Source organism: Streptomyces sp. NPDC098781, assembly GCF_044759995.1.
Classification (GTDB): Bacteria; Actinomycetota; Actinomycetes; order Streptomycetales; family Streptomycetaceae; genus Streptomyces.
Window position 1 is genome coordinate 1 of sequence record NZ_JBIWAK010000012.1, and the last position, 23321, is coordinate 23321.

Genomic DNA, 23321 nt, shown 5'->3' on the forward strand with positions numbered 1-23321 from the left:
TTTTGGCACGCTGTTGAGTTCTCAAGGAACGGACGCTTCCTTTGTACTCACCCTCTCGGGCTTTCCTCCGGGCTTTTCCCTTCGGTCTTGCGTTTTCGACTCTATCAGATCCTTTTCCGATCCGATTTCCTCGGTGCTTTCCAGGTTCTCGCTCTCGCGTTTCCCTTTCCGGCGATCCCGACTTTATCAGAAGTTTCAGGCCGGATTGACCAGCCGCTCATTTCCGAATCTTCGGGAGGGGCTTCTCGGGAATCAATGTTCCGCTGAAGCAGATAGATTCTAGCTCCGCCCGGTGGGACTACGTCCACTTCCAGGCAACTGTTCGAATCTACCTCCCCGCTCGCTCCGTGTCAACGGCTCTTGTGGGGCGAAGAGGAGACTAGCAGCTCAACAGCCGTGCCCGCACATCAAGCCGCGGTCGGAACGGTCGCGCTGCGCTCGGCAGCGTCCAGGTCACCCGTGTCACCGGCGCGGGCGGCACGGCCGCCCAGGACATACACGTAGGCGAGAAAGGCCAGTTCAGCGACGACGCCGATGGTTATGCGTGCCCAAGTGGGCAGGCCCGACGGGGTGACGAAGCCTTCGATCGCGCCGGAGACGAAGAGGACCAAGGCCAGGCCTATCGCCATGCCGATGGCGGCACGCCCTTCCTCCGCGAGGGCCGAACGCCTTGTGCGCGGGCCCGGGTCGATGAGGGTCCAGCCGAGGCGTAGACCGGTGCCGGCGGCAACGAAGACCGCGGTCAGTTCCAGCAGGCCGTGAGGCAGTACGAGGCCGAGGAAGGTGTCCAGGCGTCCTGCCGAGGACATCAGGCCGAAGCCGACACCCAGGTTCAGCATGTTCTGGAAGAGGATCCAGAGCACCGGAAGGCCGAGGAAGACACCGAGGATCAGGCAGAGGGCGGCGGCCCATGCGTTGTTCGTCCAGACCTGCGCCGCGAAGGAGGCCGCCGGGTGGCTGGAGTAGTACGTCTCGTACTGGCCGCCCGGGCGGGTGAGCTCGCGTAGTTCGCTGGGGGCCGCGATGGTGGCCTGCACTTCGGGGTGGGTGCCGATCCACCAGCCCAGGAGCGCGGCGACGAGGGTGGACAGGAGCGCCGTGGGTACCCACCAGTGGCGCGCCCGATAGACGGCGGCTGGGAAACCGTGGGTGAGGAAGCGGGTGACATCGCGCCACGAGGCACGTCGTGTGCCTGTGACCGCGCTACGCGCGCGTGCCACCAGCTGGCTGAGCCGACCGGTCAGTTGGGGGTCGGGGGCGCTGGACTGGATCAGCGACAGATGGGTGGCGGTGCGCTGGTAGAGCGCGACGAGTTCGTCGGCCTCGGCGCCGGTGAGGCGGCGCTGGCGCCCCAGGAGGGCGTCGAGGCGGTCCCACTCGGCTCGGTGGGCGGTGACGAAGACGTCGAGGTCCATCTGGTTTTCTGCTCCTCGGCTGTTCGTCGGCGACTCGTCGTGGGTGTCAGCTTGTCGTACTGCGGCGCCATGCGCCCTCAGCTTGGCAGACTGGCCATTCGAGGGGCAGGTCAGGGGAAGGGACGGATGGCGTGAGTGAGCTGGTCACGGGCGAGGCGGTGGCGCTGGAGTTGCGCCCCGCGAAGCTGCCCAGCAGGGCACTGGCCGTGCTGCTCGACCTGGCCGTGGCCGTGGTCGCCTACCTCGTCGTGACCATTGGCGTGGTCGCGGCGACCGCTTCTCTGGACGAGGCCGCGCAGACCGCGCTGTCGATCGCGATGTTCGTGTTGCTGCTGGTCGGCGGGCCGATCGCGGTGGAGACGCTCAGCCATGGGCGTTCGCTGGGGAAGCTGGCGTGCGGGTTGCGGGTGGTGCGCGACGACGGTGGTCCGATCCGGTTCCGGCACGCTCTGGTGCGCGGGCTCATCGGCGTGATCGAGATTCTGATGACGCTCGGGGTCGTGGCCGTCATCGCTTCCCTGGTGTCCGCGCGCGGGCGCCGGCTCGGTGATGTCTTCGCGGGGACTCTCGTCGTACGGGAGCGGGTTCCCCTGGCCCGGGTGGGGTTCGTGCCTCCGCCTCCGCCCTGGTTGGCGGGGCGGTTCTCGGGGCTCGATCTGTCGGCGGTCCCGGATGCTTTGTGGCTCGCCGTTCGCCAGTACCTGACGCGGATGCAGCAACTGGACCCGCAGGTCGGCTGGAGCATGGCGGAGCGGCTTGCCGGGGATCTCGCGGCGCGTACGGGCGCTCCGGCCCCGCAGGGTGTGCCGCCGGCGGCGTATCTGGCCGCGGTTCTTCAGGAGCGGCAGGCTCGGGAGGCGCGGCGTGCGTTCGGCAACGGGTCGGCTGGGGGCGGGTCGCCTGTCGGCTCCCCGGCGGTGAGCGGGCCGGGGGTCACCGCCGGCGGCGCGTACGGCCCGCCCTTCGCGCCGCCCGCGGCCCCGGCTGTGATGCCTCCGCCGTCGCCCGTCGCATACGGCGCGGGGAGTGCTCCGGTCGGTGGTGAGCACGCGACTCGAGCGGAGGAGGAGCATTCCGCCGTACCGCGAGATGCCGTACGGAAGACTCCGGCGCCCGCACCTCAGGACGAACCGCCGGCCGACCGGCCCTCTACCGGCTTCGTCCCCCCGGCCTAGCCCTCCCCGCCGCATCACGGCTGAGCGTCGCAACGAACCGCTGTGACGGGTGCCGCTCAAGTGAAGGTCGACGGGGGCGAGTTCAGGTCCTCCAGTTCGATGCCGGGCGCCGCGAGGACAACGTCCCCCGCGATGTGCACGGCGTGCTGCTCGCCCGTGTCCAGGGCTGTGACCTGGTACTCCTCCACGGTCAGAGGGCCGTTGTCAGTGGCGTGTGTTTCGCTGTTCACCAAGGCCCAGGACTGGTCCACGGTGCGGGGGGCGAGGACCGGGTCCGTGAAGGCCACGAGGCGTACGCGGGTTGCGGAGGCGGAAGGGGTGAGGCGCAGAAGACGAGCGGTGGCGATGAGGAACGCGGGGGACGTCCCGGTGAAGGCATGGGCGCGCACATTGCCTTCGGTGGCGTGAGCTCCGGTGGGGTCGGTGCGGACCCAGGTGACGCCGTCGAGGGCGGCGCCGCGGACCTGCCAGCCGCCGGCGTGGAGTTCGAGACGGATGGGGCGGCCGAGTTCGTCGAGGGCGAGGTCGACGGAACCGCTGTGATCGCCCGCGGGGGTGGTCAGCTGGGCGACATAGCGCCAGCCGGAGGGACCGGGGGCGCAGTGGAAGTGCTCTTCTGCGAGGGGGGTGTGATCGTGCGGATCATGGAGCGAATAACGGCCGCGGGGCATCGGGGTCCTGGGGCTTGACGGACGGGCTGTCCTGCCACGCGGGCCGAGCGGGCCTGCATGGCCGGACGTCTGGCGGGCCGAAGAGGCAGGCCCCCGGCACGGGGGTGCGGGGGCCTGCCTCGGAGGTTCTGCCGCTGTGCGGCGCGTCAGTGCACGGACGCGCTCGCGCTGAGCTGCCGACCCTGCCGACCGGCCTCTTCCGCGGCCTGCGGGAGGCAGCACCGCGGGGCAGAGGCCGGTTCGGCAGTGGCTCGGCTCAGTAGCGGTAGTGGTCCGACTTGTAGGGACCCTCGACCTCCACGCCGATGTACGCGGCCTGCTCGGGGCGGAGCGTCGTCAGCTTCACACCGAGCGAGTCCAGGTGGAGGCGGGCGACCTTCTCGTCCAGGTGCTTGGGCAGCGTGTACACACCGGTCGGGTAGGAGTCGGGCTTGGTGAACAGCTCGATCTGGGCCAGCGTCTGGTCCGCGAACGAGTTGGACATCACGAACGACGGGTGGCCGGTGGCGTTGCCCAGGTTCAGCAGGCGGCCCTCGGAGAGGACGATCAGCACCTTGCCGTCGGCGAAGGTCCAGGTGTGGACCTGCGGCTTGACCTCGTCCTTGACGATGCCCGGGATCTTGGCCAGGCCGGCCATGTCGATCTCGTTGTCGAAGTGGCCGATGTTGCCGACGATCGCCTGGTGCTTCATCTTGGCCATGTCCGAGGCCATGATGATGTCCTTGTTGCCGGTCGTGGTGATGAAGATGTCGGCCTTGTCGACGACCTCGTCGAGGGTCGTGACCTGGTAGCCGTCCATCGCCGCCTGGAGCGCGCAGATCGGGTCGATCTCGGTGATGATCACGCGGGCGCCCTGTCCGCGCAGGGACTCCGCGCAGCCCTTGCCCACGTCGCCGTAGCCGCAGACGACCGCGGTCTTGCCGCCGATCAGGACGTCGGTGGCGCGGTTGATGCCGTCGATCAGCGAGTGGCGGCAGCCGTACTTGTTGTCGAACTTCGACTTGGTGACGGCGTCGTTGACGTTGATCGCCGGGAACAGGAGGACGCCGTCGCGCTGCATCTCGTACAGGCGGTGGACGCCGGTCGTGGTCTCCTCGGTCACGCCGCGGATCTCGGAGGACAGCTGGGTCCACTTCTGGGCGTTCTCGCCCAGGGTGCGGTGGAGCAGCTGGAGGATGACGCGGTGCTCGTCGGACTCGGCGGTGTCGACCGCGGGGACCTGGCCGTCCTTCTCGTACTCGACGCCCTTGTGGACGAGGAGGGTGGCGTCACCACCGTCGTCCAGGATCATGTTCGGGCCGCCGGTGGCGGTGTTCGGCCAGGTCAGGGCCTGCTCCGTGCACCACCAGTACTCCTCCAGGGTCTCGCCCTTCCAGGCGAAGACCGGGATGCCCTGGGGGTTGTCGGGCGTGCCGTTCGGGCCGACGGCGATCGCGGCGGCGGCGTGGTCCTGGGTGGAGAAGATGTTGCAGGACGCCCAGCGGACCTCGGCGCCCAGGGCCACCAGGGTCTCGATGAGGACGGCGGTCTGCACCGTCATGTGCAGGGAGCCGGTGATGCGGGCGCCGGCCAGCGGCTGCGCGTCGGCGTACTCCTTGCGGATCGACATCAGGCCGGGCATCTCGTGCTCGGCGAGGGTGATCTCCTTGCGGCCGAACTCGGCCAGGGAGAGGTCGGCGACCTTGAAGTCCTGTCGGTTCTCGACAGTCGTCATTGCGAGCTGCTCCTCGGGGGTTGGGTCGAGGGTGGGTACGGCTGTTCTGCGCGGCGGCGGACACAGGGGTGTCCGAGGAGGACACAGGCATGCCCGCGTACGCGCAGCGCAGTCCGTCGGAGGCCCTCTCTCCCTCGGCCGGTCCGCATCGGGACCGCCCGACCGCCATCAGCAGCGACGTCTGGCTCTGTCCCAAGCTACACCGGGAGGCCCGGCCGCCCCCAGTCCGCATCCGACCGGATCGAGCCATCGGGCGAGCCTAGGCCGGTGCGGGAGAGCGGCCGGACGGGTGTGGGCGGCGGGTCGGGTGACGGTCGGGTGCGGGAGCGATAACAGGACACCAACGAAGGCTTCACAGGTGTCGGCATACCGGGACGTTCTGGGAACTGGGCCCCTTTGAGTCGGCGGTGAGGTGGGGCAGGATGCCCTTCAGATCGGAACAACTGATCGATCTTGCGGGGCGTCCGGGACGGCGTGTCCGCACGACAAAGGCGTTAGGAGATCGACGTGACCAGTCCGGCCGGCCCTCCCCCCACGGGCAGCGGCGGTGGCGAGCAGAAGCGGTTGAAGCTGCTCGCGGTGACCGCATGCCCGACCGGCATCGCCCACACGTACATGGCGGCCGAGAAGCTCGCGCAGGCCGCCGAGAGTCGTGGCATCGACATGAAGGTGGAGACCCAGGGATCCATCGGGGCTGAAAACGTTCTCGATGACAACGATGTCAACCACGCCGACGGCATCATCGTCGCGGCGGACAAGGACGTGGACCTGAGCCGTTTCGCGGGCAAGCGGGTCCTCACCGTCGGAGTGGCCGAGGGCATCCGCCACCCCGAGGAGCTGATCGAGCGGGTGCTGTCGGCGCCCGTGCACACGGACGGGGGCACCCCTACGGCCCCCGCGTCCCGCGGTGGCAAGGAGCGGAGCGTCGGGTACAAGGCGCTGATGAACGGGGTCAGTTACATGATCCCGTTCGTCGTGGTCGGCGGTCTGCTGATCGCGATCTCGCTCTCGCTCGGCGGGCACACGGACCCGTCGGGCGGTCTCGTCATCCCGAAGGACTCCTTCTGGATGGACGTGAACAACATCGGCGTCATCGGCTTCACGCTGATGGTGCCGATCCTGTCCGGCTATATCGCCTATGCCATCGGGGACCGGCCCGCCCTGGTGCCCGGCATGATCGGTGGCTGGATCGCCAACACCGGTGAGCTGTACGACTCCAAGGCGGGCGCCGGCTTCATCGGGGCGATCGTGACCGGGTTCCTCGCCGGGTACCTGGTGTTGTGGATCAAGAAGGTCAAGGTCCCGAAGTTCGCGCAGCCGATCATGCCGATCATCGTGATCCCGATCGTGGCGACGACCGCGCTCGGCATGTTCTTCATCTACGTCATCGGCAAGCCGATCTCCTGGGTGTTCGAGAACCTGACCGACTGGCTCAGCGGGATGACCGGCACGAGTGCGATCCTGCTCGGCGCGATTCTCGGGCTGATGATCGCGTTCGACATGGGCGGGCCGGTCAACAAGACGGCGTTCCTGTTCGGCGCGGGCCTTATCGCGACCGGCAACCAGACGGTCATGGGCATGTGCGCGGCGGCGATCCCGGTCATGCCGTTGGGTCAGGGCCTGGCCACGCTGATACGCAAGCGGCTGTACACCGAGCAGGAGCGGGAGACCGGGCTCGCGTCTCTGTTCATGGGCTGCTTCGGCATCTCCGAGGGCGCGATCCCGTTCGCCGCCGCCCGGCCCGCGCAGGTCATCCCCGCCAACATGCTCGGCGGCGCGGTCGCCGGTGCCGTCGCCGGGGTCGCCGGTGTGGAGGACGCGGTGCCGCACGGCGGGCCGATCGTGGCCGTGCTGGGTGCGGTGAGCGGGGTGCCGATGTTCTTCGTGGCCGTGGTGATCGGCTCGGTCGTCACCGCGCTGACGACGGTTGCCCTGGTGGACGTCGGTGAGCGCAGGCGGCGCGGGGAGGCCCTCGTCAGCGCGGACACGGGCACGGGCACGGGCTTGGCCGGGCTTGAGCCCGCGCTGGTCGGTGCGGGTGCCGGAGTGCCTGGCGCCGGCGCCGCCGCCGTGGTGGCGCAGGCTGCCGTACGTGAGTCGGCGTTGGCCGGTTCGAGTACGTCGCCGGCGGGGTCGCCCGCGGCGGCCACGGGTGCCGCGGACGAGACCGAAGCCGACGATTCTTCTGCTGAAGTCCTCTCCGGCTACCTCACCGAGCACACGGTGAAGGTGCGGCTCGATGCCGCCGACAAGGAGTCGGCGATTCGGGAAATGGCCGAGCTGCTGGCGAGGACCGGCAAGGTCGCGGACCCGGACGAGTTGGTGGCGACCGCGCTGCGGAGGGAGGCGCAGGGCACCACCGGGCTCGGTGAGGAGATCGCGATTCCGCACGCCAAGACGGACGCGGTGACCGCGCCGGTCGTCGGGTTCGCGCGTTCCCTCGAGGGTGTCGAGTGGGGCTCGCTGGACGGTACGAAGGCGAGACTGGTGTTCATGATCGCCGTACCGGAGGCGGCCGCGGGCGACGAGCATCTGCGGATTCTGGCGCTGCTGTCACGGAAGTTGATGGACGCGGAGTTCCGGGAGCGGCTGCTGACGGCCGGGGACGAGCGCGCGGTGCTGGAGGTGCTCGGCGAGATCCGGTGACCGTGGTGCGCGGCTGGGCAGGGGGTGTTGCCGCCACCAGGGACACGAAGGGGCCCGCCGATCGACTCGGCGGGCCCCTTCGCCGTACGGACAAGTGCCGTACGGGCAGCTGGAGTACTGGCAGCTGTCGTGCGAACCGTCAGTGGTCGGAGCCGTGCTGTACCGGCCCCCCGGGCGTCGCCTCGCGGTCGGCGCCCTTGGCTGCCTCGGTCTCGCTGTAGATGTCGGGTTCGAGGTAGATGACGCGGGCGATCGGGACGGCCTCGCGGATGCGGGACTCGGCGGCGTTGATGGCGGAGGCGACCTCGGCGGCCGTGGCCTCGCGCCGGACGGCGATCTTGGCGGCGACCAGGAGTTCCTCGGGGCCGAGGTGGAGCGTGCGCATGTGGATGATGCGGGTGACCGCCTCACCGTCGACGACGGCGGCCTCGATCTTCCGTACGTTCTCGACGCCCGCGGACTCACCGAGCAGCAGCGACTTGGTCTCGATGGCCAGCACGACCGCGATCAGGACGAGCAGGACGCCGATGCAGATGGTGCCGACGCCGTCCCAGACTCCGTCGCCGGTGAGCAGGGCCAGGCCGACACCGCCCAGGGCGAGGATCAGACCGACCAGCGCGCCCAGGTCCTCCAGGAGGACGACCGGCAGCTCGGGGGCCTTGGCGTGACGGACGAACTCCTTCCAGGACTTCCCGCCCCGCAGGACGTTCGACTCCTTGATGGCCGTACGGAAGGAGAAGGACTCGGCGATGATCGCGAAGACCAGGACGCCGACCGGCCAGTACCAGTGCTCGATCTCGTGCGGGTGCTTGATCTTCTCGTAGCCCTCGTACAGGGCGAACATGCCACCGACGGAGAACAGGATGATCGAGACGAGGAAGGCGTAGATGTACCGCTCGCGGCCGTAGCCGAAGGGGTGCTGCGGAGTCGCCTCGCGCTGCGCCTTCTTGCCGCCGACCAGCAGCAGGGCCTGATTGCCGGAGTCCGCGAGCGAGTGCACGCCCTCGGCGAGCATCGACGACGAGCCGCTGAACGCGAACGCCACGAATTTCGATGCCGCGATCGCGAGGTTGGCGGCGAGTGCCGCCACGATCGCCCTGGTACCGCCTGACGCGCTCATGTGTCGCGTTGTCCCTTCGCCCTCATGGCCTTCGCGGCCTTCACAGCCTGCGTGGCCTCGGCCGCCTTCGCGGCTCTCGTACGTACGCCGTCCCGGGCGTCGCCGAGCGAGGGTGCGGCCCCCGATCGGCTTTGCCCGTCCTTTGCCGGTGGGCCATTGTTGCAGCCCGGTACGACATTGGCTCGCCCGGTCGTCCGATGCCCTCGGTCAGGCGACGACGGTGGCCCGGAAGACCGTACCGGCCCCGGACACTTCGGCCTTTTCGCCCGCCGGTACGAAGACCGACCGGCCCGGCGTCAGCTCGTGCTCGCCGATGCGGACGGAACCGGCCGTGCAGAGCAGGATCTGCGGGGTCGCGCGCGTGAGGTCGTGGGCGACGGTGCCCTCCGGGAGGACGTACCGGGAGAGCCGGAACTCGTCGATCGGGGTCTCGTAGACCTCCTCGCCGTCCGGGGCGGCCTCCGGGCGCAGCACGCCGGCGTCTCCCGCCTCGAAGCGGACGACGCGCAGGAGTTCGGGGACGTCGACGTGCTTGGGGGTGAGGCCGCAGCGCAGCACGTTGTCGGAGTTGGCCATGATCTCGACGCCGAGGCCGTTGAGGTAGGCGTGCGGGATGCCGGCGCCGAGGAACAGGGCCTCGCCGGGCTGGAGGCGGACGTAGTTGAGGAGCATGGCGGCGATGACGCCGGGGTCGCCCGGGTAGTGGTGGGCGATGTCGGCGTACGGGGCGTAGTCGCCGCCCAGGCGGGAGCAGGCCGCCGCCGCCTCGGAGACGGTGTGCGCCATCTCGTCGGGGTCGGCGGCGAGGATCGCGGTGAGGACCTCGCGCAGGGCCGCGTCCTCGGGGTGGGCGTGCAGCAGGTCGACGTACGGCTTGAGGGAGTCGACGCCGAGGCCGTCCATCAGGTCGGCGGCCCGGAGGGGGTCGCGGAAGCCGCACAGGCCGTCGAACTCGGTGAGCGCGCAGATCAGTTCGGGCTTGTGGTTGGCGTCCTTGTAGTTGCGGTGGCCCGCGTCCACGGGGATACCGCGGGCCTCCTCGTCCTCGTAACCCTCCTTCGCCTGCGCGAGGTTGGGGTGCACCTGGAGGGAGAGCGGGGCGCCGGCGGCGAGGATCTTGAGCAGGAACGGCAGGTGCGGCCCGAACTTCGCGACCGCCTCGGCGCCCAGTTCGCGCTCCGGGTCGGCCTCGATCACCTCGACGAGGGTGCCGCGCTCGGTGCGCGAAGGTGCGCCCGGGTGCGCGCCCATCCACATCTCCGCCTGCGGTTCGCCGGTCGGCTCCGCTCCGAGGAGCTTCGGGATCGCCGTGGTGGAGCCCCAGGCGTAGGGGCGGATGGTGTTGTCGAGGCGGTCCATGCGGGTCTCTGCCTGCTCTCTGTGTGTGCGGCGCGGATTCGCCGCGGGCTCTGCGGTGCGTGGGACGCCGGTTCGTCTTGCGTACGACTGTCGTTCGTACGACGGCTTCTCGCGCGTACGGCCGTCAGAGCGCCCTCGGATACATCAGGCGCCCGAGGCGAGCGCCAGGTAAACGGCGGCGAAATCCGTGATGGCGATCAGTTCCGCGAGGGTCTCGAGCTCGCCGCCGGGTTCCGGCTCCAGTTCGCTGATGGGGGTGTCGTGGGTGAGAGCCAGGTCGCGGGCCGCGGGCGCGGCGGTGAGGCCGCCGCTCGGGCGGTCGCGCAGCAGCACCACGCGCGCGTGCAGGGCCGGGGTCTCCTCCACGCGGTCGCGGAAGAAGTCGTCGGGGTCGGCGTTCGCGGCGAGCCGGCCGGCGAGCAGGGCGTGGTGCGCGGCGAGTGCCTCGGGCAGTTCGGCGACCAAGGAGGGCTGGCCGGAGAGTTCGGCGAGCGCGGCGGCGAAACGGCGGCCGGCCGGGCCTGCGGAGACGCCCTCGGTCCAGATCAGCGGGAGCGAGTCGGCGAGTTCGGCGGCGAGGGTCTTGGCGGGGTTGCTGTAGGTCGCGATGGCGGGGCCGCAGCGTTCGGCGATGTGGTCGAGGCGGTCGGCGACCTTCTCCACGGCGTCGGGCGGGGCGGTCAGCATGCCGGTGCGGTCGAGCAGCGCCAGGAGCGGGGTGAGCAGGGCCCACAGAACGCCGGGGGCGGAGGCGGCGAGGGGTTCGGCCTCCTCGTACGGGGCCGTCGCCATCGGTACGAACAGGCCGTGGTTGCCGTGCACCGCTTCGGTGAGCGGGGTGCGGGCGGGGGCCACGGCGACGACCGTGCAGCCGCGGCGGTACGCCTGCTCGGCGAGCAGCGTCAGGCCGGGTTCGGTGCCGTCGGGGGTGGTGATCAGCAGCAGGTCCACGGAGCCGGCCCAGCCGGGCAGCTCCCAACGCAGGGCGCCCGCGGCGGGGGCGACGCCGGTCGGGGCCAGCCGGGTGACGGGGCTGGTGGCGCCGGCGAGTGTGCCGAGGAGGTCGGCCACGCAGTTGGCGGCGGCGCCGGGGCCCGCGAGGAGGATGGCGCGGGGGCGGCCGTCGGGCTTGAGGTCGGGGACGCCGGCCTCGATGGCGTGCCGGGCGGCGGTGCGGACGCGGGCGCCGGCTTCGGCCGCGCCTCGGAGCAGGGCACGGCGGTCGGCCTCGGCGAGCGCCTCCGGCGTGTCCAGCAGCGATTCGTCGAGCATGGGCGGCAGCCTCCGATCGCCGGGGTGGGTTTGGGGCTTTGTTGGGCCTGTGCGCCTGGGGTGGGCCGGGGGGTGCGGTGTGCGCTGTGCGGTTGTGTTGCGGGCGCTGCTGATGTGTGTACGGCTCTGGGGGTGTGGGCCCCTGGTGGGCGTCGCCTTCCGTGGGCGTCGCTCTGCCGTCGCTCTACGCCGGTCGGCGGGCCTCGTCCACGAGCAGGACGGGGATGCCGTCGCGGACCGGGTACGCCAGGCCGCAGTCCTGGCCGGTGCAGAGCAGTTCGGCGTCCTGCTCCTTGAGCGGGGAGTGGCAGGCCGGGCAGGCGAGGATCTCCAGGAGGCCGGCTTCCAGCGGCATGGCGGGTCCCTTCTGGGGTGGGGTGGGTGGTGCGTGCGGGTGTGCGGATGTGCCTGGTCAGGGTACCGCCGGTGGGGGCGGGGTGCGGGGGTTGGGCGGGGGGCGGTGCGGGGGTGGGCGGCCGGGTTTTTCTCGCCCCCGCCGCCCCTACCCGTCCCATCCCCCAGGGGCGCTGCCCCTTCGACCCCGGCCCGTCTCTGGGGGCTGACGCCCCCAGACCCCCGCTGTCGGCCCTGAACGGGCCTCGTCCTCGAACGCCGGACGGGCTGAGATGCCGGGACCGGTCTCAGCCTCTGATGATCGCCAGCGCCTCGTCCCGTACCTTCGCCATCGTCGTCTCGTCCCGGGCCTCCGCGTTCAGGCGCAGCAGGGGCTCCGTGTTGGACGGGCGGACGTTGAACCACCAGTCGGCGGCGGTCACGGTCAGGCCGTCGAGTTCGTCGAGGGTCACGCCCTCCCGGCCCTCGTACGCGGCCTTGATCGCGGCGAGGCGGCCCTTCTGGTCGGCGACGGTGGAGTTGATCTCGCCGGAGCCGGCGTAGCGGTCGTACTGGTCGACGAGAGCGGAGAGGGGGCCGTCCTGGCCGCCGAGGGCCGCGAGGACGTGCAGGGCGGCCAGCATGCCCGTGTCGGCGTTCCAGAAGTCCGCGAAGTAGTAGTGGGCGGAGTGCTCGCCGCCGAAGATCGCGCCGGACTTGGCCATCTCGGCCTTGATGAAGGAGTGGCCGACGCGGGTGCGGACCGGGGTGCCGCCGTTCTCCTTGACGACCTCCGGGACCGACCAGGACGTGATCAGGTTGTGGATGATCGTGCCCTTGCCGCCGTGCTTGGCGAGCTCGCGCGAGGCCACCAGGGCGGTGATGGCCGAGGGCGAGACCGGGGCGCCGTGCTCGTCGACGACGAAGCAGCGGTCGGCGTCACCGTCGAAGGCGATGCCGAGGTCGGCGGATTCCTCGCGGACCCGCTTCTGGAGGTCCACGATGTTCGCGGGGTCCAGGGGGTTCGCCTCGTGGTTCGGGAAGGTGCCGTCCAGCTCGAAGTACATCGGGACGAGGGTCAGGGGCAGACCGGCGAACACGGTGGGCACCGTGTGCCCGCCCATGCCGTTGCCCGCGTCGACGACGACCTTCAGGTGGCGGATGGACGTCAGGTCGACCAGGGAGCGGAGGTGGGCGGCGTAGTCCTCCAGCGTGTCCCGCTGGGTGATCACGCCCGTCCGCGCGGCCGGGGAGGGGGCGCCCGATTCGGTCCAGGCCTCGACCAGCTCGCGGATCTCGGCGAGGCCGGTGTCCTGGCCGACCGGGGCGGCGCCCGCGCGGCACATCTTGATGCCGTTGTACTGGGCCGGGTTGTGCGAGGCCGTGAACATCGCGCCCGGCAGGTCCAGCGCGCCGGACGCGTAGTACAGCTGGTCGGTGGAGCACAGCCCGATCTCGGTGACGTCGACGCCCCGGGCCGCGGCACCGCGCGCGAACGCGCGGGACAGGCCGGGCGACGAGGGGCGCATGTCGTGACCGATCACGATCGCGCTCGCCCCCGTCACCTGGACGAAGGCTGCCCCGAAGAGCTCGGCCAGGGACTCGTCCCACTGGTCCGGGACGACCCCGCGCACGTCGTACGCCTTCACGAGCTGTGACAGATCAGCAGCCACGGCCAACCCTCCTGAAAGTCCTGTCGGTCACCCCAAACTACCCGCCCGGACTGACAGTGCGCTGTGTGCCCGCTCAGTGGACCCCGAGCCGTAACCTCAAGGTCAATGCGGGCCTCAGGGCAGCATCCAGCCGAGCACCGGTGAACTTTGTCCGACCACGATCAGACACATCACCAGCAGCAGCCCGAGGCTCCACGGCAGCACCCGGCGCAGCAGGTCCCCCTCCCGGCCCGCGAGCCCCACGGCGGCGCAGGCGATCGTGAGGTTCTGCGGCGAGATCATCTTGCCGAGCACACCACCTGAACTGTTGGCGGCGGCCAGGAGTTCCGGCGACAGCCCCGACTCCCGCGCCGCCGTCACTTGAAGCGCCCCGAACAGCGCGTTGGCGGACGTGTCGGAGCCCGAGACGGCCACCCCGAACCAGCCCAGCACCGGCGACAGGAAGGCGAGCCCGGCGCCCGCCGCGGCCACGAAATACCCGATGGTCGCGGCCTGTCCGGACAGGTTCATGACGTACGCGAGCGCCAGCACGGACGTCACCGTGAGGATGGCGAACCGCAGCTCGTGCACGGTGGCGGCCCACTCCTTGACGGCCACGCGCGCGTGCACTCCGAGCACGACCGCCGTGCACACCCCGGCGAGCAGCACGAGCGTGCCGCCGGTGGACACGATCGGCCAGCTGAAGATGTTGCCGCTGACCGGATCCCCGTCCGGGTTCGCGACGTTCAGGAAGGGCCAGTCGTACGTCTGGGTCGCCTCGGCCAGCCAGTCCTTGACGACGGGGATCTGCGCGATGGAGAAGATCACGACGATCAACGCGTACGGCGCGTAGGCCCGTACGACTTCGCCGCGCGGGTCGTCCTCGTCCAACTCCTCGCTGCGCGCGCCCGTCAGCACGGACGCGCGTACGGCCTCGGCGGCGGGCACGCGCGCGTGCGGCACGGCGACCAGGGCGCCCGCGCCGACCAAGGCGGCGCCGATGTCGGCGAGTTGTGCGGAGACGTAGTTGGAGGCGGCGAACTGGGCGACGGCGAAGGCGACTCCGCACACCAGGGCCGGCACCCAGGTCTCCCGCAGCCCGCGCCGCCCGTCCACCAGCCAGACCAGCACCAGCGGAACGACCAGGGCCAGCAGGGGCGTCTGGCGTCCCACCACGGAGGCCACGTCGTCCAGCGGCAACCCGGTGACCTGAGCCAGCGTCACCACCGGTGTTCCCATCGCCCCGAAGGCCACGGGCGCGGTGTTGGCGACCAGCGCGACCACCGCCGCCTTGACCGGCTCGAAGCCGAGCGCCACCAGCATGACCGAACAGATCGCGACAGGGGCGCCGAACCCCGCGAGGGCCTCCAGCAGGGCCCCGAAGCAGAAGGCGACGACGAGCGCCTGGATGCGCGGATCGTCGGAGAGCCGCCCGAACGACCGCCGCAGGATGTCGAAGTGCCGCGTCCGGACGGTCATCCGGTACACCCAGAGGGCGTTGACGACGATCCACAGAATGGGGAAAAGCCCGAAGACGGCCCCCTGGGCGGCGCTGGAGAGCGTCTGGTCGAGCGGCATGCCGTACGCGAGCCAGGCGACCAGTCCGGCGGCCAACAGGCCCGTGAGGCCCGCCAGATGCGCCTTCATCCGGACCCCGCCCAGCAGGACGAGGACGATCACCAGGGGCAGCGCCGCCACCAGGGCGGACAGTCCCAGTGAGCCGGCTACCGGCTCCAGTTCCTGCACGTACACGGGCGCCTCCCCGGTTCCGCCATACGGAAAGCGATTTCTCGTTCCGGCATACGGAATGGTCGTGTCCGCGCCAACCAGGCGTCAATGCTCGTGCATCACTCAACGAAACGAGCACACAAGAACCACAGAAAAAACCGACACCAACGGTCAGTTGTCGGGCGACCTGAGCACCCTCAGATGACCCCGGCGCGCGACCTCCATCGGGTCGGCGCCCCGGCCGCCGCCCCCGCCCGCCCCGGCCGCCCGCTCCTGCGGACGGGCCGCCTCACGCACGGCGTTGGCAAGCGCTTCCAGGTCGTCCCCGCTCGGGCGGGCCGGAGCCGAACCGTCCAGCAGCCGTACGACCTCCCACCCGCGCGGGGCGGTCAGGCGCTCGGAGTGCTCGGCGCACAGGTCGTAGCAGTGGGGTTCGGCGTAGGTGGCGAGCGGGCCGAGGACCGCGGTCGAGTCGGCGTAGACGTACGTCAGCGTCGCTACGGCGGGACGGCCGCAAGCGGTGCGCGAACAGCGACGTACAGGGCTCACGACGTTGGACGGTACCGCACTCTTGAGCGGGCCGCGACGACTCTCCCCCAGGTCACCCCACCGTGTCGTGCTGTGCGGCGCCCCGCGCGCCTCTCCCGTCCCACGCCTCTGACCTGCCCAAAAGCCTTGTATCGAGTCGATGGCCCCGTTCAGAATCGGTCACCACATACCACAAAACCCAACAATTGCCTCGACGTCGCCGCTCTCGGAGAGATACGGAATCGAGCCCAAGCTTGGCTGGAATGGTCATCTGCCGACATGCCGTACGGACGGCCGGAGATCGCCCGCACCACCCCACGGCGATCGGACAGGTGCGGGCCGCGAGGACTACCCTTCATCAGTGATGGACACCCCTGTACCGCCCCGCGCCGCCGGCCCCGGGCCCCGCCGCCGTGATCGCCACGGCCGGGGCATGCGCGGCCCGATCGCACCGCCCCAGGTCCCGCTCGCGGCGAGCCGGGCCGACGCCTTCGCCGACCTGGTCCAGGACTCGGTGGAACGCCTCGAACGCCGCTGGCCCCAGCTGACCGACATCGATTTCCTGGTCCTGGAGGTCCCCCGCCTCGACGGCCCCGGCCACAGCTGGAACGACGAGGCGGTCCCCCTGGGCGGCACCATCGCCGCCCGCGAGGGACGCCGTGCGCGGGTCGTCATCTATCGCCGTCCGGTGGAGATCCGCACCAAGGGGCGTGACGAGCGGGCGGCGCTGGTCCACGAGGTCGTCGTGGAGCAGGTGGCGGAGCTGCTGGGCCTCACCCCGGAGACGGTGGACCCCAGGTACGGCGAGGACTGACGGCGCCTTCGGCCGGAGCCGGGGCTGCCTCGGGCGCCGCCAGGGCCGCCCTACTTCTGCAAGACCGACAGGTCCTCGTCCGCCTCCGGCACCGACACCATTCCCCGGTCGTCGGACAGTGTCTGCACGGTGAACGCGGGCACCCCGTCCTCCGGCACGGCCAGTGTCCGGGAGGCGTAGGCCGGGCCGCCCGACACCGTCTCCACGGTGAGGGCGTAGGTGCCCTTCAACCCGCTCGGCACCGGCACTTCCACTTCCTGCGTGGTACCGGACTTGACCGTGTACGTCTTCGACGCCTCCGTACCGCCGTCGCTCCCGGCCGAGGCCGTCACCTTGATCTCCGCCGTACCGAACGGTGCCGTCACGGACAGCGTCGAGCCCTTGGCACGGTTGTCGACCGCGGTCGCGCGCTTGCCCACCGGCCGAGCGGCCGGGATGAACGCCGTCTCCTGCTTGGCGCCCTTGCCGCGAACCACCCGCAGGGCCGCGACCACCGGCACCGACCGGTCCGTGGGCGTCAGCACCAGCGACCCGGGTTCCCCGCGCATCACGTCACCGAGATCCACGGCACTGGTCATCCCCGCCTTGACGTGCAACGTCTCGTTCCCGGCGGGGGTGATGGCCCCCGACGGCGAAGCCAGCCGCACCTTCAGATCCGCGTCCGACTCCCCCGGCGCGAACGCCACCAGCCGCACGGCCGTGGCGTCCTTCGGAATGCCGGGCAGCACCAGGCTCCCCGCGGGATCGACGGACGCCGCCAGCCAGTCCCCGCCGAGCTTGTCGTCCAGCGCCTGCACCGAGGCACCCACCCGACCGCTGCGCACACTCACGTGCACGGTCACGTTGTCCTGCTTCTCACCGGTGAGGGTGGACAGAAGTATCGGCTCACCGGAGTGCGGCTGGACCGTGATTCCCTCCCCCACCGTGGTCTCCAGGGCTCCGTCCTTGCCGTACAGCTCGATGTCGACGACGGCCGCGGAGTCGTCCGGGTTCGTCAGATGCACGTAGTCCGTGCGGTCGGTGGCCGTACTGGCCCCCGGGAACCAGAACTCCGTGTCCGGCGCGGTGCAGTTGACGCCCTGGAGCCCGCGACCCGTGCCCGCGGCGACCTCGGTGGTCTGCTGCACGGTCCACCCGGGTGCGAACTTCCCGTCGGCGGTCCCGACGAGCGCGGGCGAGTCGGCCCCGGAGGCGTCCTCGGTGACCGGCTTTCCCGGCTCCTTGGCCTCCAGGACGGGCTTGTCGGCCTTCCCCGGCTTCTCCGCCTTGCCGCCCCTGCCCGCCGACAGCAGTTCCGCCTTCCCGTCGCTCCCCGTCCCCTTGGTGACAGGCGTGAACGAGCTGTACGTCGTCTCGGCCAGGTCGGAGATGCTCGGCGCCGGACACACCAGACTCGAACGCTCCACCGGCAACTCGGCCGCCGCCTTGGCGGTGTTCGCCCCGGACGCGTCCGGCGTCGACAGCGCCGCGAACCCCGTGATGGCCGCGAGGGCACCGACGCCGGCGATCAGGGACAGGGTGGTGCGGTTCACTGCTGGCTCCCGTCGGAACGCTCATTGCCGTGCGGATGCTGCTGCGCCGGGTCGTAAGTGGCGTCGTAACCCTGCTGGTACGTCGGGTCGTACGCGGGGTCGTACGCGGGGTCGTACGCCCCCGCCTGCGGTTGTCCGCCGTATGCGTACGGGTCGTACTGACCGCCCTGGTAGGGGTCCGCCTGATACGCCTGGTCGTAGCCGCCGCCCGCCGGATACTGCTGTCCGCCCGGGTACTGCTCGCCGCCGTAGTGGTCGGCGCCCGTGTAGCTGGGCGTGTCCCAGTCGCCGTAGGGCGTCTGCTGCGGGATCGCCGCGGGTGGCGCCTCCGACGGGGGAGGCGGGAACTCCGCGTCCTCACCGGCCTCCTCGGCCTCGGCCTGGGCGCGCAGCCGACGCGCCCGCCGGCCCTCGCCGGCCCTCGCCTCTTCCGGAACCGCCTGCTCCTCCGGCAGATCGTCGTCGATGTCACGGCGACGCCCCGGCAGGGCCATCACCACCAGCACGACGGCGAGGAAGCCCTGCGCCCACAGCCAGGCGGTGTGACCGATCGGGTCGTCATAGGTGACGTCCAACTTGCCGCCGTCAGCGGGCAGTTCGAAGCCCTGGGCCCAGCCGTCGACGGTCGTCGCGGTGAGCGGCTCGCCGTCCAGGGTGGCCGTCCATCCGTCGTCGGCGCTGTCGGCGAGCCGCAGCACCCGCCCGTCGGAGCCACCGGGAATCGTGGTGTGGATCTCCACGGGCCCGGCGGCGACCGGTTCGGGCTCACCGGCACCGGTCGCGGCGCCCGCGCCGGAACCCGCGACGATGGCCGCGCGCGACACCTGGCGGTCGATCCGCCACAGCGCGCTGCCGTTCTGCTCGCTCAGCCGCGACAGCCCGGGCGTGGCGTCCAGCACCCGGGTGACCTCGCGCGGGGCGCCCTTGTGGACGAGGACGTACCGCACCGCGAAGGCGCCCAGCTGATCGGCCTGGTCGGCGCCGGACCCGGCGACCAGGTTGGCGACGATCTTGTCGAGCTCGGCGTTCTCCCCGTCGGCCGCGGCGAGTTCGGCGTCACCGAGGCGGGCGCCGGAACCGCGGACCAGCATGTAGCCGACGTGGGCCGCGGAGTCGCTGTCGAGGACCAGGGTGCGGGCCTGGTCGCGGGTGTTGCTCTCCTCGGCAACGAACGCGGGCACCTGCACGGGGTCGCGTCGCTCCAGCGGTCCGTCGGCGCCGCCGATCATCCAGCCGGCGGCGACGAGCAGCGGGCCGGCGGCCGCCGCGAACGCGATCAGCGCGGCGACGGGCTGACGCCAGCCGAAGCTCTGCTCGGCGACCCGGGAGCGTGCCCCGTCGGCGCCGAGCAGGGCGGCGGCCAGGAGGGCGATGCCGTAGACGAGGGTCGCGGGGCCGGCCCAGGTGGAGCTGTTGGACACGACCGCGAAGACGAAGCCCAGCAGGGCGACCACCCAGGCCGTACGGATGCCCGACTGGCGCTCGGAGCGCAGCAGGGCGGCCAGCGCGGCCAGCACGACGCCGATGAGCATCAGTCCGCTGACGGTGCCGGGCCCGCCGGGGCTGGCACCGAGCAGGTCCACGGGGGACGCGGACGATGCGCCGTACTCCAGACCGGCCTCGCGGAAGAAGCCGAACGGAAGCAGCGACAGCGACCAGGGCGCGAGCACCAGCAGCGGCACACCGAACTGGGCGAGCAGGCGCAGGCCGTACGCCGCGATGTCGTCGCGCCGCACCACCAGCAGTCCGACGCCGAGGACCAGCGCGATCGGCCACACGATCGGCGTGAAGGCCGTGGCGATCGTCAGCAGCAGTGCGTAGGCCCAGGTCGCGCGCCAACTGCCGCGCGCACCGGAGCCGTTCGCCAGGCCGCTGGCGGCGATGCCCGCGCGGGCGATCAGCGGCAGCAGGATGGCGAGTACGGCGGTGCCGATACGGCCGCCGGCGAGGGCGCCGGTGGCGGCGGGCAGGAAGGCGTAGACGACGGCCGCCCAGGCGCGCAGGAGACGCGACTCGACGAGCGGTCGGGAGGCGAAGTAGGCGGTGAGTCCGGCCAGCGGCACCGAGCAGACCAGCAGGATCGTGATCGCGAGCCCGGTCGAGCCCAGCAGCGCTGAGGCGAACATCGCCACGATCGCGAGGTACGGCGGCGCCGCGGGGGTGCCGCCGGCGCCCACCGGATGCCAGGCGTCCGCGTAGCGGGCCCACAGCTCACCGGCTTCGGCCGGGGCGGGCAGCAGCGCGCCGCCCGCGAGCGCGCCGCCGCCGAGGAGTTCACGGCAGGCGATCAGCGAGACGAAGAGCAGCACCAGGAAGAGCATCGGGCCGGGGTTGCGGGCGATGCGCTTGAGGCGTGCGAACTGTTCTATCTCCAGGAAGTCGGCGTCGTCGCCGCCGGGTCCGGACTCGACCGCGCCGCCGTGCCGGCCCGCACCGGCGGCCACTTCGGGGTCGGAGCTGCCGAAGAGACCGCCCGCGACCTGTTCGACGGTGGCCCGCACGGTCGCGCCGGGCGGCGGGAACAGGGCCCGCAGCTCGCCCTTGTCGATGGCGGGGGTGCCCCTCCTGCGCCGCCCGGCGATGATCCGCTCGGGGCGCAGCAAGGTGCCCACGAGACCGCGGATCTCGTCGAGGGCCTGGCCGGGGACCTTGCCCACGAGGTAGGCGAGCGTGCGCAGGACGGTGCCGAACACCAGGCGCAGCAGCACCCAGGGCAGCACGGCCGTACGGCTGTTGACGAGCAGGGTGTAGACGGCGCCGGCCTTGTCGACCTTGTGCGGGGAGGAGGAGGTGCGGCCCACGCAGTCGACGGTGCGGCGCTCCCGGGAGGCCGCCTCGGCGTGTCGTACGACCGCCTCCGGGGCGACGAGGACGCGGTGGCCGGCGGCGGTGGCGCGCCAGCACAGGTCGACGTCGTCGCGCATCAGGGGAAGCCGTCGGTCGAAGCCGCCGAGCTGTTCGAAGACATCGCGCCGGATCAGCATGCCGGCGGTGGACACGGACAGCACGGACCGCACGTGGTCGTGCTGGCCCTGGTCCTGTTCGCGGCGGTCGAGGCCGGTCCAGCGGCGGCCGGAGTGGGCGATGGTGACGCCGACCTCGAGGAGCTGACGGCGGTCGTACCAGCCGCGCAGCTTCGGGCCCACGACGGCCACGTCGTCCCTGCCCAGCTCCTGCTCGTTCTCCACGACGCGCAGCAGCTGGGCCAGGGCGTCGGGTTCGGGGGCGCAGTCGTCGTGCAGGAGCCACAGCCACTGCACCGGCTCCCCGTGAGGGAGTTCGGGCATGTCGTAGGCGTCGTCGCGCCAGGTGCGCGTGACGGGGTCCCAGCCGCTGGGCCGCTTCAGATACGGCAGCTCGTCCGGGGTGAGGACGGGAGCGGTGCGGTTGGCCTCCTCGACGGCCTGGCCGAAGCCGGTGCGCCGGGCGAGGTGCAGGACGCGGTCGGCGCCGAGCGCGTCGGTGACCAGCTGCGCGGACCGGTCCGCGCTGCCGGTGTCGGCCGCGACGGCGAACTGGACGGGACGCTCCTGGCCGAGCAGCCCGGCGAGCACGTCGGGCAGCCAGCGGGCGCCGTCGTGGGAGACGACCACCGCCGTCACCACATGACGCGGGAACTCAGGTGTGGCAGCCGAGTCGTGCTGGGCTGCCGTGTGGCTGTGCACGGACATCGAGGTACGGGCCCCGGTTCGATGGACTGCGGTGGACGCCTGTGCCCCCAGGGGACACCGGGGCGTCTCGGACGAGCGACCACACTATCGGCTGGGCATCACGGCGGCCCGCCGCCTGTGGATAACCCACCTGCGACGGGCCGTTCGAGACCTGTTCGAGACGTATGTGCGTGCGGTTGCCCGCGATGGCCGGACGGCCGTCGCCGCGGTCAGATGGCGGCCTTCTTCAGCCGGCGGCGCTCGCGCTCGGACAGACCGCCCCAGATGCCGAACCGCTCGTCGTTGGCGAGGGCGTACTCGAGGCACTCGGAGCGGACCTCACAGGCGAGGCAGACCTTCTTGGCCTCGCGGGTGGAGCCGCCCTTCTCGGGGAAGAAGGACTCGGGGTCGGTCTGGGCGCACAGCGCGCGCTCCTGCCAGCCGAGTTCCTCGTCCGCGTCGTCGACCAGCAGTTGCTGCACCAGCTCGGTCATGTGCGCCCCTCGTCTGTCTTTCACGTCCCCGTGATGTAGCCGTTACCGATTTCGGCTGAACGACACGAGTGAAATTACAAGTGTGCTGCTCCGGGCGAGTCAAGCCGAGATCTGCTATTGAGCCCCTTATTCACTCTGCGGAACCAAGGCCTAGCGGAAAGTGTTCAAATCGGCCTAAACCTTGACAAGCAGACGAGACCCGGAAGGGCCTCCCGCTCCGCGCAGAGCCTGTACGGAAAAAGACGCCCAGAAGTTCGATCTCGTTGCACACACGCGCGGAAGCGAACCGGATCACAGTCGGATCACAGGATCACAACGGCGCTCGTGCGCCCGGTTGTGCGCCATGTGTCCCGGCCACCCCATGCACAAACCTTTCGCCTGAGAGATGAACCGGATGAGGTGAAACATGTCCCACATAACGGGCGTCGAGTTGACAGTCCCAGGTGAAAACCGCTGTCCTTGTGGGCATGCTCGCGAACTCGGCACTCACCTCGACCCGCACCGCCGGGTCCCACGGTGCTGCCCGCGCTCGCTGTAGCTGTTGCTGTCCCAGCTGTTGAGCCCACCTGCTCCAGCTGTAAGCCGAGTCACCCGTCCCTCGGCTGCCGTTCCCTCTGACCTTCTTTCACTGAGGAACCACCCACCCCATGAACAGCGACAGCGACCTCCAGATCGCGGGCGACATCCTCGAAGTCCCGCACCTCCTCCAGACACCGCGCGAGCACCCGGCCACCGTCGCCGAGTTCGTCGGCCTGGCCCGCTCCATCGCCGCCGACCGGTCGCAGTGGGAGCACCTCGTCCGGTACGACGCCACCACCCGCTGGTACCACCGGCTGCGCACCGGCCCCGGCTACGAGGTGTGGCTGCTGTCCTGGGTCCCCGGACAGGGCAGCGGACCGCACGACCACGGCCCCTCGTCCGGTGTGCTGACCGTCCTGGACGGCACGCTGACCGAGCGGACCGAGCGCGGCACGCGCGCGTTGGAGGCGGGTGCGCAGCGGGTGTTCGCACCGGGCTACACGCACGACGTCGTGAACGACGCGCTGGAGCCGGCGGTGAGCCTGCACATCTACTACCCGGGCCTGACCGAGATGCCGATGCTCCCCCAGTCCCACCTTCGTTCGACCGGCGGGACCCCCATGGCGTCGGCGTGCGAGGCGCGCACCGAGCCGCGCCCCGTGACTGCCTGACGCGTTGTCGTACCCGCCTGCAAGACTG

Annotated in this window: 18 protein-coding genes; 5 read left to right on the forward strand and 13 right to left on the reverse strand. The window is 71.0% G+C overall.

The window, feature by feature from the left end; all coding sequences use genetic code 11:
- Positions 1–267 (forward strand): hypothetical protein (locus ACIQWG_RS36775; protein ID WP_404104164.1); only part of this gene is annotated, 267 nt, incomplete at its 5' end.
- A gap of 140 nt (positions 268–407) precedes the next feature.
- On the opposite strand, the gene ACIQWG_RS36780 is transcribed toward ACIQWG_RS36775, so the two are convergent.
- The gene (locus ACIQWG_RS36780; protein WP_404104167.1) at positions 408–1415 is read right to left on the reverse strand and encodes a stage II sporulation protein M; all 1008 of its coding nucleotides are present in this window, start codon (positions 1413–1415) and stop codon (positions 408–410) included.
- A gap of 131 nt (positions 1416–1546) precedes the next feature.
- On the opposite strand from ACIQWG_RS36780, the gene ACIQWG_RS36785 reads away from it, so the two are divergent.
- The gene (locus ACIQWG_RS36785; RefSeq protein ID WP_404104170.1) at positions 1547–2590 is read left to right on the forward strand and encodes an RDD family protein; all 1044 of its coding nucleotides are present in this window, start codon (positions 1547–1549) and stop codon (positions 2588–2590) included.
- Between the two features lie 56 nt (positions 2591–2646).
- Here the strand turns inward: ACIQWG_RS36785 and ACIQWG_RS36790 are convergent, their stop codons facing one another.
- A complete protein-coding gene (locus tag ACIQWG_RS36790; RefSeq protein WP_404104174.1) occupies positions 2647–3261 on the reverse strand; it encodes a hypothetical protein in 615 nt (204 codons plus the stop codon).
- A gap of 256 nt (positions 3262–3517) precedes the next feature.
- A complete protein-coding gene (gene ahcY, locus ACIQWG_RS36795; protein ID WP_404104176.1) occupies positions 3518–4975 on the reverse strand; it encodes an adenosylhomocysteinase in 1458 nt (485 codons plus the stop codon).
- 507 nt (positions 4976–5482) lie between these two features.
- Between ahcY and ACIQWG_RS36800 the strand changes: the two genes are divergently transcribed.
- Positions 5483–7621: a fructose-specific PTS transporter subunit EIIC gene (locus ACIQWG_RS36800; RefSeq protein WP_404104179.1), complete on the forward strand. Its 2139-nt coding sequence runs from the start codon at positions 5483–5485 to the stop codon at positions 7619–7621.
- 139 nt (positions 7622–7760) lie between these two features.
- Here the strand turns inward: ACIQWG_RS36800 and ACIQWG_RS36805 are convergent, their stop codons facing one another.
- The 7 genes from ACIQWG_RS36805 to ACIQWG_RS36835 all read right to left on the reverse strand — a co-directional run bounded on the left by ACIQWG_RS36805 (position 7761) and on the right by ACIQWG_RS36835 (position 15685).
- Positions 7761–8741 (reverse strand): cation diffusion facilitator family transporter, encoded by a 981-nt coding sequence (locus ACIQWG_RS36805; protein WP_404104181.1) that lies wholly within the window; start codon positions 8739–8741, stop codon positions 7761–7763.
- Between the two features lie 207 nt (positions 8742–8948).
- Positions 8949–10100: a mannose-6-phosphate isomerase, class I gene (gene manA / locus ACIQWG_RS36810; protein ID WP_404104183.1), complete on the reverse strand. Its 1152-nt coding sequence runs from the start codon at positions 10098–10100 to the stop codon at positions 8949–8951.
- A gap of 144 nt (positions 10101–10244) precedes the next feature.
- Complete coding sequence (locus ACIQWG_RS36815) at positions 10245–11372, reverse strand: SIS domain-containing protein (protein WP_404104185.1); 1128 nt, start codon at positions 11370–11372, stop codon at positions 10245–10247.
- 184 nt (positions 11373–11556) lie between these two features.
- Positions 11557–11727, reverse strand: coding sequence for a Trm112 family protein (locus ACIQWG_RS36820; RefSeq protein ID WP_404104188.1), 171 nt, complete (start codon positions 11725–11727; stop codon positions 11557–11559).
- A gap of 286 nt (positions 11728–12013) precedes the next feature.
- Positions 12014–13378 (reverse strand): phosphomannomutase/phosphoglucomutase, encoded by a 1365-nt coding sequence (locus tag ACIQWG_RS36825; protein ID WP_404104191.1) that lies wholly within the window; start codon positions 13376–13378, stop codon positions 12014–12016.
- 114 nt (positions 13379–13492) lie between these two features.
- Positions 13493–15109, reverse strand: a complete 1617-nt coding sequence (locus tag ACIQWG_RS36830; protein ID WP_404104194.1) for an L-lactate permease — start codon at positions 15107–15109, stop codon at positions 13493–13495.
- Positions 15110–15256: 147 nt separating this feature from the next.
- Positions 15257–15685, reverse strand: coding sequence for a DUF3499 domain-containing protein (locus ACIQWG_RS36835; protein ID WP_079033994.1), 429 nt, complete (start codon positions 15683–15685; stop codon positions 15257–15259).
- A 292-nt stretch (positions 15686–15977) separates the two neighbouring features.
- On the opposite strand from ACIQWG_RS36835, the gene ACIQWG_RS36840 reads away from it, so the two are divergent.
- The gene (locus ACIQWG_RS36840) at positions 15978–16427 is read left to right on the forward strand and encodes a metallopeptidase family protein (RefSeq protein WP_404104635.1); all 450 of its coding nucleotides are present in this window, start codon (positions 15978–15980) and stop codon (positions 16425–16427) included.
- A 50-nt stretch (positions 16428–16477) separates the two neighbouring features.
- Here ACIQWG_RS36840 and ACIQWG_RS36845 read toward each other — a convergent pair whose 3' ends face one another.
- The 3 genes from ACIQWG_RS36845 to ACIQWG_RS36855 all read right to left on the reverse strand — a co-directional run bounded on the left by ACIQWG_RS36845 (position 16478) and on the right by ACIQWG_RS36855 (position 22103).
- On the reverse strand, positions 16478–17959 hold the full coding sequence (locus ACIQWG_RS36845; protein ID WP_404104196.1) for a DUF5719 family protein: 1482 nt from the start codon (positions 17957–17959) through the stop codon (positions 16478–16480).
- Positions 17956–21630: a glycosyltransferase family 2 protein gene (locus ACIQWG_RS36850; RefSeq protein ID WP_404104199.1), complete on the reverse strand. Its 3675-nt coding sequence runs from the start codon at positions 21628–21630 to the stop codon at positions 17956–17958. The genes ACIQWG_RS36845 and ACIQWG_RS36850 overlap by 4 nt, the downstream gene beginning before the upstream one ends.
- A gap of 209 nt (positions 21631–21839) precedes the next feature.
- Positions 21840–22103 (reverse strand): WhiB family transcriptional regulator, encoded by a 264-nt coding sequence (locus tag ACIQWG_RS36855; protein WP_010986447.1) that lies wholly within the window; start codon positions 22101–22103, stop codon positions 21840–21842.
- Between the two features lie 647 nt (positions 22104–22750).
- On the opposite strand from ACIQWG_RS36855, the gene ACIQWG_RS36860 reads away from it, so the two are divergent.
- Positions 22751–23293, forward strand: coding sequence for a cysteine dioxygenase (locus ACIQWG_RS36860; RefSeq protein ID WP_404104203.1), 543 nt, complete (start codon positions 22751–22753; stop codon positions 23291–23293).
- Positions 23294–23321: the final 28 nt, after the last annotated feature.